The organism is Spirosoma flavus (assembly GCF_054778555.1).
This window is the reverse complement of record NZ_BAAGZL010000004.1, coordinates 428254-440976: the sequence shown is the minus strand read 5'-3', so window position 1 is coordinate 440976 and position 12723 is coordinate 428254. Positions and strand designations below refer to the sequence as shown.

4 protein-coding genes are annotated in these 12723 nt (G+C 54.2%); 3 read left to right on the top strand and 1 reads right to left on the bottom strand.

Features of this window, described 5'->3' with window-relative positions; genetic code table 11:
• Positions 1 to 42 precede the first annotated feature (42 nt).
• The gene (locus ACYVF1_RS22155; protein ID WP_461082951.1) at positions 43 to 279 is read left to right on the top strand and encodes a hypothetical protein; all 237 of its coding nucleotides are present in this window, start codon (positions 43 to 45) and stop codon (positions 277 to 279) included.
• A gap of 50 nt (positions 280 to 329) precedes the next feature.
• Positions 330 to 10316, top strand: coding sequence for a putative Ig domain-containing protein (locus ACYVF1_RS22150; RefSeq protein WP_461082949.1), 9987 nt, complete (start codon positions 330 to 332; stop codon positions 10314 to 10316).
• A gap of 241 nt (positions 10317 to 10557) precedes the next feature.
• Here the strand turns inward: ACYVF1_RS22150 and ACYVF1_RS22145 are convergent, their stop codons facing one another.
• Positions 10558 to 11322: a hypothetical protein gene (locus tag ACYVF1_RS22145; RefSeq protein WP_461082947.1), complete on the bottom strand. Its 765-nt coding sequence runs from the start codon at positions 11320 to 11322 to the stop codon at positions 10558 to 10560.
• Between the two features lie 141 nt (positions 11323 to 11463).
• On the opposite strand from ACYVF1_RS22145, the gene ACYVF1_RS22140 reads away from it, so the two are divergent.
• Positions 11464 to 12345 (top strand): DUF808 domain-containing protein, encoded by an 882-nt coding sequence (locus ACYVF1_RS22140; protein WP_461082945.1) that lies wholly within the window; start codon positions 11464 to 11466, stop codon positions 12343 to 12345.
• Positions 12346 to 12723 lie beyond the last annotated feature (378 nt).

Sequence of the window (12723 nt, the reverse complement as noted above, 5' to 3'; positions counted from 1 at the left end):
ATCCGTGTGTATTCCCGATGGCTACCCTGCAGTTCAATGCTTATGAAAACCAGCCAACCGGTTAATCGGCCCACCGCTGATCCATCATCCACTACGTATCTGGACGGCCAATTTGAGCTACGCTACCGTCAGTACGTTGGTAAGGTACTACGTACCTGGCTGTCCATAAAAACGGACGAATTAATCGTCCCGGATTACACCCAGGATATGTTTATCAGCGCCTTCGAGAAGCACAGTCCCTGTCAAAATCGTTCGTCTTTTTTTCTTGTCGCTAACTAGCCACCCGCGATGGGGCTATTGACTAAATAATTCCTTTCCTGCTCTATTTTATGAGATACAACGTGTACAACTTTTCGCCTTCCTCTTACCGACACTCTTTTTTAGTAAAAGCGCTTCAGGCTAGTCTGCTGCTGGCGATCCTGCTGGGGGCCGCGCTACCCGGACACGCGCAGACCCGTCGTTACGTCAGGCAGGGGGCCACGGGTAGCGGTAGCAGTTGGGCCGATGCCTCGGGCGACCTGCAGAGCCAGATCAACTTCAGCGGTACCCAGCAGGTCTGGGTAGCCGCAGGTATTTACAAGCCAACCTCAACGACGGCCCGTAATGTGAGTTTCTCGTTGAAGAACGGGGTGGCAGTCTATGGGGGCTTTGTGGGTACGGAAACCGACCTGAGCGAGCGGGGGTCGGTGAATCCGGCGACGGGCAGCCCCTCCAGCAGTACCTTGAGCGGGGACATAGGCGTGGTAGGCGACAACACCGACAACAGCTACCGTGTAATCAGCAACAGTAATCTTAACAGCACGGCGGTGCTGGACGGTTTTCTCATCAGTAAGGGCAACTCCTATTTTATCGGCCAGCCGAGCGATTTCGGCGGGGGGATGTATAATTCCAACAGCAGTCCAAGCTTAACCAACTGCTCGTTTGTGGACAATGCCGCTGGCGCGGGCGGAGGGATGTATAATACTGACAGCAGCAGTCCAAGCTTAACTAACTGCGCCTTCCAGAACAATTCCGCTCTTACGGGCGGGGGGATGCATAATTCCAGCAGCAGTCCAAACTTAACCAATTGTTCGTTTGTGGCTAATGCCGCTCAGTTTGGCGGGGGGGGTATATATAATGTCGGAAGCAGTCCAAGCTTAACCAACTGTGTGTTGTTCGGCAACAATTCCGTTCAGTTTGGCGGGGGGGTGTATAATAATAGCAGCAGTCCGATCTTGATCAACTGCTCCTTTCAGGACAATACCGCTCAGTTAGGTGGCGGGATGGCTATTCTCAGCAGGAACAGTACGAGCTTAACCAATTGTTTGCTGTTCGGCAACGGGGGAAGTAATACAATTTATGATATTTTTGCTAGTTTCTCCTCTCCAAACTCATTGCTGCGTTATAGCCTGATTGAGGCTTCGGTAACAGGCTACAGTGATGGCGGAAACAACATAATCACTACCACCAACCCCTTCGCTTCCACCAGCTCGACGCAGTTAAGACCCTGCTCGCCCGCCATCAATGCGGGTAACAATCAGGCCTACCTCACCGCCAACGGCCCCGCCACCGATCTGGCGGGCACCCCCCGCTTCTTCAACAACGGCACCATCGACATGGGCGCTTACGAGTACCAGGGCGAGCCCGGGCTTATCATGAGCAACCCCGCCACCACCACCGCCACCCAGGGCGTGGCTTTCAGCCAGTCCTTCACCGCCCTGGGGGGCGTGACTCCCTACAGCTTCAGTGTGGTGGACGGCAGTCTGCCCAGCGGGCTAAGCCTGGCCACCACAGGGGAACTGAGCGGCACGCCGACTCAAGCGGGTAGCTACTCGGTCACCGTGCGGGCCACCGACGCCAACGGCTGTGCGGGAACGGGAGCTGCCTATAGGCTGACCGTGAATGCGGCCATCCCCACCATCGCGGATTTGGCAGCCAGTCCAGCCGCGGTTTGCGTGGGTAGTCCGGTGACGTTTACGGCCACCATCGGCAACCTGACGGGCAGCTATGCCTACACGCTCACCAACGGCAGCAGTACGTCCATCGCGGGAAGCTCGACCAGTTCCACCTTCAGCCAGAGCCTGACGGCGGCTGGTTCGGGAAACCAGAGCTTTACCCTGACGGTGGAGCAGAGCGGGCAAAGTACCCAGGCAACAACGGGTGTGACGGTCAACGCGACCCCCACGGCGGGATTAACCAACAATGGCCCCTTGAGCTGCACGCTGAGTAGTGTAACACTGACGGCTTCGGGCGGAACGTCGTACAGTTTCAGCACGGGAGCCACCCCGATAGGTACCAGCAATCAGGCCACAGTGAGCACCGGGGGTACGTACTCCGTGACGGTCATCAACGGAGGGAGCGGTTGCTCGACAGTAGCATCGACTACCGTAGACCAGGCCGCCACAACAAGGCTAACCTGGACGGGACAGACCAGCACCGACTGGAATACGGCCGGCAACTGGTGCCCGGCGCGGGTGCCGCTCAGCACGGATGATGTGGTCATTCCGGCAACCCCGCCCATCAAGCCTGTTCTGGGTACCAACGCCGTGGCCAACTCGGTGGAGGTGCAGAGTGGGGCATCGCTTGCTATCACAAACGCGGGAATACTAACTCTCAACGGGTCAAGGTTAATTGGAACAAATACCGTGACCTTGTTCACAAGCGGAACTGTTGTTAACAGTGGGCAAGTGGTTGTCGGTAATTTGTCGTCAGCTACTGTAGGTCAGTTAGGGGTGTTGAACCAGGGGGTGTTCCTAAACAACACGGGCGGCAGTATCCGTATTGACCGGACAACCAGCCACGGCATCCAGAATACAGGCACCGCTACCAACTCCGCTACTATCACCGTCGGTCAGTCGGCGTCTATTGGCGGAAACGGGCTATTCATTAACGGCACGGGCTCGTTCAGCAACATCGCCGGAGGCTATGTCCAGGTCGACAACGCGGGAATCAATGGTATTCGATTAGATGGTGGTACGTTCACGAATGCAGCCGTCATCCAAATCGGTAGTTATTCGGCTGTAACCAGCTACGGCATCTTTATATTAAAAGGAACAGACACGTTTACCAATGCCGATGGTGGTGCTATTACTATCAACCGGACAGGTAATAATGGCGTGCTAAACAATGGAACATTCACGAATGCCGCAACACTGACCATCGGTAACGTCGCTTTTTCCGCGCAGGACAATATTCAGACCGTTGGTACATTTATTAACACAACTACGGGGGTAATCTATGCCGCCCGGACAGCCAATAGTAACGGGAACGGTATCTGGAACGTGGCGAACTCCTCCTTTACCAATAGCGGAATGATCATTATCAGATCCCTTTCTATTACGGGCGGTAACGGTATCCTTAACGCCGGAACCTCCTTCGCGAACCTGGCCGGGGGCCGTATTCAGCTCGACGGCGTGCTTCGGGGAGTAGTTAACCGGACTACCTTTACCAACGGGGGCGAGATACGAATGGGTGACAACGCACCCCTGGGCGAGCGGGGGATTCTAAACACGACCAACAACGCGCTATTTACTAACCTGGCAGGGGGAGTAATCAGTATCGGCCAAGCGGCCTATACCCGGGACGGCATCACCAACGAGGCTGGTAATACCTTTACTAATTCAGGTACGATCAGCATTGGCACCTCGAGCAGCATTGCGGGCAACGGCATCACCAACGCCGGTACACTCAATAACAGTGTCTGCGCCACACTAACCGTTTTCGACAATGTTGCTAACAGCGGCAGCTTTACCAATGCAGGCCTGTTAACGGTCAGTACGACGCAGCCGCACACGAACACGGGGTCGTTCATCAACACCGGCGATATTGAGTATCCGCAGGGAAATCCAATCCCGAACGTGACGAATAATAACCCATTTGACGTGCCTGTCATTGGCTGTGTCAGTGGGATTAGTCCGGCGCTTCAACTGGGCGAAAACAGCAGCCAGCTTACCATTGGTACAACCTGGTATAAAGACCCGGCGCTGACCCAGCCAGCGGGCAGTTATGATCAGGCCAGTAACACGTTTACGCCCAGCAATCTGGCCGCGGGCAGCACGACAATCCTGTATTTTTCGGTCACCTACGGCGCAAATGCCTGCACCAAAACCGAATCGGTGACGGTGACCCTAAACCCGCAGGTAACGGCCAGCATCAATCCAGAATCGGCTACGCTAACCTGCGCCAGTCCTACCGTAAGCCTGACGGCCATTGGAGGTACCAGCTACGTTTGGGATGATAATTCAACCAACCCTGTTCGGGCGGTAAGTGTGGCTGGTACGTACTCCGTAACGGTACTTTCGGGCAGTGCGTGCTCAGCTGTAGCCAGTACCACGGTCACCAGCAATACAGTGACAATCGCCGTCAGTAACCCCACCCCCACCACGGCCAGCCAGGGCGTGGCTTTCAGCCAGTCCTTCACGGCCGTGGGCGGCAGTGGTCCCTACAGCTTCAGTATGGTGGACGGTAGTCTGCCCAGCGGGCTGAGTCTGGCCACGACAGGTGCCCTGAGCGGAACACCGACTCAGGCGGGGAGCTACTCAATCACCGTGCGGGTGACCGACGCCAACGGCTGTGTGGGGATGAGTGCGGCCTACAGCCTGACAGTAAATGCCGCCATTCCCACCATCACAGGTTTGGCGGCCAGTCCCAATCCGGTTTTTGCCGGCAGCTCGGTGACGTTCACAGCGACGGTGGGCAACGTAACGGGTAGCTATGCCTACACGCTCACCAACGGCAGCAGTCCGCTATCCGGCACCGCCACCAGCTCCGCCTTCAGCCAGAGTCTGACGGCCAGTGATTCAGGCACCCAGAGATTTACCCTGACGGTGAGCAGCCTCGGGCAAACCACTACGGCCGCTACCAACGTAACGGTGAATCCAGCCTGTACCAGCCTCTACACCGTTACCAACACCAACGATGCCGGGGCGGGCAGTTTACGCCAGGCTATGCACGACGTAGCGGCTACTACGTGCCCCGCTCCCTTCACCATTACCGCCAGCGTAAGCGGCACCATCAACCTGGCCAGTGTGCTGCCCGGTATTACTAAAGACATCGCCTTTATCGGACCGGGAGCCAGCACCCTGACCATCCGCCGAAACTCAGGCGGCAACTACCGCATTATTACCATTCCTGGTGCGAATACGGTCAGTTTTGACGGATTTACCATTGCCGATGGACTCGATACTGATGGTGCTGGTATCTATTCCAACGGAATTTTGACCCTAACTAACTGTGTTTTTCGGAACAATCAGACCTCAACTGGAAACGGGGCAGGTGTTTTTAATGCCAACCAGCTTACGGTCAATAATTGCACGTTTAGCAATAATCACGCGAACGGAAGTGGGGGTGGAGGGCTTACGCATTTTGGATCCCTGTTAACGGTATATAACTCTATATTCACTGATAATACGGCATCATCTCTGGGAGGAGGTATTAAAACATTAACAGGTGGTGTTACGATTAGCAATTCGCTCTTCATTAATAACCGAACGGGGGGTGGGAATGCAGGTATCTCCTTCAGTGGTAATGCCACCGTTACGAATTGTACGATTAGTGGTAATAGTACCAGCGGTACTGGTGGAGGAATTGGCTGTGTTGGTGGTAGCCAAACACTCATCAATACGAGCATTACCAGTAATACAGGAACTATCGGTGGGGTACAAAAAGATGATGCCGCCGATCTCACCCTGATCAACTGCATTGTGGCAGGGAATATAGCCCCCGGAAACCCACAAAACGACGGTATCGCAGGCACAGTCAACCCGGCCTCAACCAATAATATAATTGGAACGGGCGGAACGGGCGGTTTGACCGATGGCGTTAATGGCAACCGGATTGGAGTAAACGCCCTGCTGGCACCACTAGGAAATTACGGCGGCCCTACACAAACCCACGCTCTGTTGCCGGGTAGCCCGGCCATCAATGCTGGTACATCCACGGGTGCGCCTACCACCGATCAGCGCGGAGTGGCTCGCGTGGGGGCTACCGACATCGGTTCGTTCGAATCACGGGGCTTTACCCTAAGCCAGAGCAGCGGCAACAACCAGAGCGCTATCGTCAACACGGCCTTTGCCAATCCGTTGGTGGTTTCGGTCAACAGTGCCAGCTCGGAGCCCGTAGCTGGTGGGGTGGTGACCTTTACGGGGCCAGCCTCAGGGCCTAGCACCAACCCCGCTTCAGTCACGGCTAGTATTGCAGGAACAACGGCTTCTGTTTCGGTCACGGCCAATGCTACGTCGGGTGGCCCATACAGCGTAACGGCCAGTGCCAACGGGGCCAACCCAACCATCAATTTTGCCCTCACCAACACGGCTGCCGCTCCGACCATTGCTGGGTTCACTACGTTGGTGAATACCATCTGCGTGGGTAGTCCTATTACCTTCACGGCTACCATCGGCAACGTAACGGGCAACTACACCTACACGCTAACCAACGGAAATAGTCCCCAAATCGGCACTGCCAGCGGTAACTTCAACCTGGATCTACCGGCCAGTGGCTCGGGCGTACAGACCTATACGCTGACGGTGATGAGTGGTACACAGTCGACCACGGCGACCACTAGCGTAACGGTCAACAGCCTGCCGGTGGCCAATCTGGTGAGCAGCGGTACGTTGAGTTGCGCGGTTACGTCGGTAACCCTGACGGCCTCGGGCGGTAGCTCCTATACCTTCGCCAATAGCAGTGGCGTGGTGGGCATTCCAGGCTCTACCAGTACCATAGTGGTTAGCACGGTGGGTACGTATTCGGTGACGGTGGGCAATGCGAATGGCTGTGTCAGCACGACCAGCACTACCGTCAGCAGCAACACGACAGCGGCTACGGCCGCAATTCTACCGCCAGCCAGCACCACGTTGAGTTGCACCACGACCAGCCTGAGCCTAACAGCCACGGGGGGCGGGACGTATCGCTGGGATGATAACTCGACTAATGCGGTGCGTCCGGTGAGCAGTTCGGGTACATATTCGGTGACGGTTACCGCAGCGAACGGTTGCACGGCGAGTGCGTCCATTCAGATTTACCAGGACACAAATGTGCCCATTGTCAGCATCAACCCATCCAGCGCTACGTTAAGTTGCGCTACGTCTTCGGTAAGTTTAAGTGCATTGGGTAGTGGTTCATTCCGCTGGAACACCGGGGCCACTACGTCGGTCATCAGCGCTACGTCGGCCGCTACGTATTCGGTGACGGTAACGGCCACCAACGGCTGTACGGCCAGTGCCAGTGCTACGGTGGGTATCGATCAATCGGTGCCTACGGTGGCTATCAATCCTACCTCGGCAACGTTGACCTGTGCCACACCAGTGGTGAGTTTGAGCGCCCTGGGCAGTGGTACGCTACGCTGGAGCACGGGCGCTACTACGTCTTCGATCAGCGTGACTACCGCAGGAACGTATTCGGTGACGATAACAAGTACCAACGGGTGTACAGCGGCTACATCGGCGCAGGTTATTCAGGATAATAGTTTGTCTACGGTCACGATCACCCCATCCATCGGAACACCGGCCGGCGTTACGTTAACCTGCGCCAGTCCGACGGTAAGTTTATCCGCAGTGGGCAGTGGTTCATTCCGTTGGAGTACCGGTTCTACTGCGGCAGTCCTATCGGTCAGCACCGCCGGTACGTATTCGGTGACCCTGACGGGGGCCAACGGCTGCACATCGACGGCCAGTATTATGGTGAGTCAGGATAATAACCTACCATCCGTTACAATTAGTCCATCCAGCGCTACGTTGACTTGTACTACTCCAACAGTCAGTCTGAGTGCGGTGGGTAATGGCTCATTCCGTTGGAATACGGGAGCTACGACATCCGTGATCAGTGCTACGTCCGCCGGTACCTACTCGGTGACCTTGACAGCCACTAACGGTTGCACCGCTACCGCCACGGCGCAGGTAGTCCAGGATGGAAACCTGCCTTCGGTCACGATCAGTCCTGTCAGCGCTACGTTAAGTTGCGCTACGCCAACCGTGAGTTTGACGGCTGTGGGCAGTGGCTCGTTACGTTGGAATACCGGCGCCACTACGTCGGTCATTAGCGTTACGTCGGCGGGCACCTACTCGGTTACGCTAACGGGAACCAATGGTTGTTCGACTACGGCCTCAGCGCAGGTTATGCAGGATAATGCCCTGCCCGCCGTATCGATCTCAGCGAACCCCTCGCTGACCATCACCGCTGGACAGAGCGTAACCTTAACAGCTAACGGGGCTACTACGTATCAATGGTCGACCGGCGTCAATGCCAGCGCGATTGTAGTCAGTTCCACTGGTACGTACTCGGTAACTGGCACAACTGGTAACTGCTCGAGTCCAGCTTCGGTTACTGTTTACCAGACCAGCCAGCCAACCGGTCCGTTTGCCATTACGGGCGTTACGACCAACAACTGTCAGCAGATTGCCGCCAACCGCTACGTGGTCAGCTTCACGCCCCAGTATAGCGGACTCAACGGGCAGCCTGTCAGCTTCTCGGTGCTCAACGAAATGGTGCCCACCACCGCACCCGGCCCCTACACCCTCCAGTTCTACACCGATAACTCGCCCGTTATCCTGAAAGCGCAACAGGCCGGTACGTCGGGAGAAGTATCGTTCACGTATAACTGGCTGGCGAGTTGTGCCAACCCACAACCCAACACTCCGCCACGGGTGGATCAGCCGTTGGTTGATCAAGTAGCGCGCGTTGGTGAAGGTTTTGGTTACACCATTCCGCAGACTACGTTCACCGATAATGAGTCACCCCAAAGTCTGGTGCTGACGGTGAGTGGACTGCCGGCGGGACTTAGCTTCAATCAACCGGCTCAGATCGGGGGCGTACCTAGTGCGACGGGAGTGAGTATGGTGACGGTAACAGCGACTGATCCCCAAGGTCTGAGCGTGAGCGCCAGTTTCCGACTGACGGTTGTGGATCAAAATGCCGCCAATACCCCACCTACCCTAGTCAATCCGGTAGCGAATCAGGTGGCACTTGTTCAGCAACCCTACAGCCTCAATCTGGCGTCTACCTTCACCGATGCCCAGACGCCCAATGCCCTCACGCTGACAGCCAGCGGGCTGCCAGCGGGCCTGATGCTGAATGGCACTACGTTGTCGGGTACGCCTTCTCAGACGGGTACATCAACCGTCACGCTGACGGCCACTGATCCGGGTGGACTTAGCGCTTCGACCAGCTTTGGCTTCACGGTGCAACCCGCTTCGGCTACCGCCACGGGTAGCTTCGCCATCACCGGGGTGAGTCCGATCACCTGTACGCAGGTCGCCAACAACCGCTACACCATCAGCTTTACTCCACAGTACGTAGGGCTTAATGGGCAGACGATCAGTTTCCAGGTGGTCAACGAGCTGGCCCCTACCACGGCCCCCGGTCCGTATTCGCTCCAGCTCTACAATGACAATCCGACGATTGTGCTGAAAGCTAAACAGGATGGAAGTGCAGGTGAGGCTACTTATAGCTACAACTGGCTGGCGAACTGTACCAGTCCGCAACCTAATACTCCTCCGCGAGTGAATCAGCCGCTTACCGATCAAGTGGCTAAAGTGGGCCAGGAATTTGGCTATACCATTCCGCAGCTTACCTTCACCGACAACGAGTCTCCTCAAAGTCTGGTGCTGACGGTAAGTGGACTGCCGACGGGATTGAGCTTCTCTCCACCTACCCAGATTGGGGGTGTGCCGAGTATGTCGGGTGTGAGCACAGTGACCGTAACGGCTACTGATCCTCAAGGATTAAGCGTGAGCACATCGTTTCTGATCACCGTTCAGCCCGCCAGTACGACGGTTGTAACACCCCCAACTCCCGTTGGCTTTGCCATCACCGGCGCGCAGTTGGTTAGTTGTGAGTCGATCGGTGCCAACCGCCGGGCGATTCGGTTGATGCCCCAGTACAGTGGGGTAACGGGTGAGCCGATTAGTTTTTCGATTGTCAATGAGCTGTTACCCACCATGGCAAGCGGTCCCTACCGGCTGGAGCTGTACACCGACAATACGGTACTGCGGCTGCGGGCTCAACAGGGCAGCACCAGCGCCAGATACGACTATAACTGGCTGGCAGCCTGTAACGTAGCAGGACGCCAGGGGATTGGTGAATCGGGGCAAACCATGCAGGTTCGTCTACTGGGCAATCCGGTCGAAGGTGATTGGATGCAGGTACAAGTTCGCGGAGTTGAAGGCCAGACGGTGGATTTTAACCTGGTTGATCAACAGGGGAAACCCGTTGCCAAGCAGCGTATTCGGGCGGCTGATCAGTCGGAGATAGTTAAGATGCCGATACGTGGTCAATCGGGTGTATTGATCTTGGATGTGCAGGCGAATCAGCAACGCCAGCAGCTAAAAGTAATTGTTCGGTAAGCAACACATTCCTGCATCCTTTCTGCAAAAGCTAGTCTTTGAACGGAAGGATGCAGGATTTTTCAACGCTCAGCGGATCAATCGAAATGGTTGCTGTATAAGCAGACAATAATCTCTTCAGAACGTGTGCATCTGATTCGGTCTGGCATCGTTATTTATATCCTCCCCAAAACGCTGAAATCATAGGCGAATCCTGCATCTGTCATACAGCCGAGCGCACCACCAAACTTTTTTGACTTACCTACAAGGAAAGCATCACGCCGACAGACGCATAGTTGATCCAGGTGAAATTATATACCTCATCGACATCGGCTCCGCCCTCCACTACCCGATAACCTGCCTTCACACTAAATGCTCGATTAATCGCATAAGCACCACCCACAAAAATATCTTCTGCCCGGCCAAAGCGCGAACCCAACGCATCACCTTCCAGCATCAGACGCCAATACTCATCAGGTTTATAGATAACGTTAAAATTAATGAGCGGTACAAACCCTACATTAGCGAAATGTGAACTAGCTGACTCATTAGTAAACTGGACATTGGCATCCCGAATTTTAGCGGTCAAACCGAGCCCTACCTGCCATCGACTGCGGGAGATGAAATCATAGCGGTACGTTAAACGATAGGAGTTGAACGTGTAATCAACACTTGTTTGTCGATTGGCCGCAAACAGTTGATTGGTAAAGGTGACATTCTGCCCTAGTTCACCCTGATACCGCACCGTAAGCGGAGCATATAAAAGTGATACGGTGTGGCGATTGGCGATGGTGTAACCCAGCCGAAGTCGGTAAAATACAACTGGTTTGGCGCTTAGATTGTCAGCAAGGTTAATATAGGTTCCTCCCTGATTTGGTATCCTGATTTCATTGTACGTAGTGCCCAGCACCAGGCCCGATTCCAGGTCAAGCCGTAGTTGAGCTCGGGCAGGGAAAACGCTAAAACACAGCAGGCATGGGCAAAGCCAACTTAAAATCGCTCTCGAGAAATGTAGCTTTCTATACATTCTTCTTAAACGATCCCTCAAACAAATGGTTTTGCTTTAAATCCCTGACGATTATGGCCCTGGATATCCGGGTGCGGAACTCGTAATTCGATAGAAACTAACACGGCTACGTAGGCTAATCAATTTAACGTATTCAAAGCAATGGCATCTGGAATTTTCGCAGTCTTGGACGATATAGCAGCCTTAATGGATGACGTAGCACTAACGACAAAAATAGCTACGCGTAAGACTGCCGGTATACTGGGGGATGATCTGGCCGTTAATGCGGAAAAAGCAACTGGTTTCCTGGCAGAACGAGAGTTGCCAATCCTTTGGGCTATTACAAAAGGTTCCTTGATTAACAAGCTGATTATCGTTCCGGTGGCGCTGCTGCTGAGTGCGTTCTTGCCTGTCGCCATCACCGTTATTCTGTTGCTCGGTGGTTGTTATCTGGCGTATGAGGGAGCAGAGAAAATAATAGAATATATTTTGAAGGCGAAAAAAACAAACCAGCCAGTAATCCCAGAAGCTCAGCAAACTAATCCAGTTGTTGATGAGGAAAAAACAAAAATAAAATCCGCCATAACTACTGACTTTATACTTTCGGTAGAAATTGTCATCATAGCCTTAGGGACGGTTACCGAACAAGATTCGCTGATCCAGGTCGTAACGGTGTCGGTGGTTGCCTTATTAGCGACGATTGGCGTGTATGGTCTGGTAGCGCTGCTGGTGCGGATGGATGATGCGGGCTATCAGTTGATCAAACGGTCGAATAACAAAGGCATTCTGGCTATCCTCGGAAAAGGGCTGGTTGGCGCTCTGCCAATTATCATCAGATTTTTAAATGTGGTGGGAACGTTCGCCCTTTTGTTGGTTGCTGGCGGCATCTTTGTTCATAATTTACCTTTTTTACACAGCCTGTTACCTAATGTTCCTGCTGTCATAAAAGAATTTGGGATTGGTTTACTTGCTGGTCTGGCCATTGCGGGCCTTGTAGCCATGGTTAAGGCAATTAGAAGCCCAGCTAAAACAACCGCCTATTAACACCTCATCCCCAGTAAATTAATATGGTTATAAGGCCCGTTCGGTACGTAGTGTCACGACCTGATTGAGCCGTACCACGGCTTGAATAGATTTTTTCGGCCGCCGGTAACTTGTCCAGAAACGGTTTTCCTCGTTAGGTAATTCTAGGCAGTGGGTATGACAAACAAAAACTGCGCAATTGAATAGTCGCCATTGACCCATAGCCGGCTCATTACGACTCGAATTGAAGGTTGACTAAATACAATTCATAGGCTGAAACCAGCAACAGAAATTTGCCGATTTAGTGAAATCTGCTTTTGCCAATTCGTGGATAAGCAAGCGAATGAACGCTTTCCATAAAATTATGTGGTAGTGTCCGAGCCTTGGCCCTGATGGCCT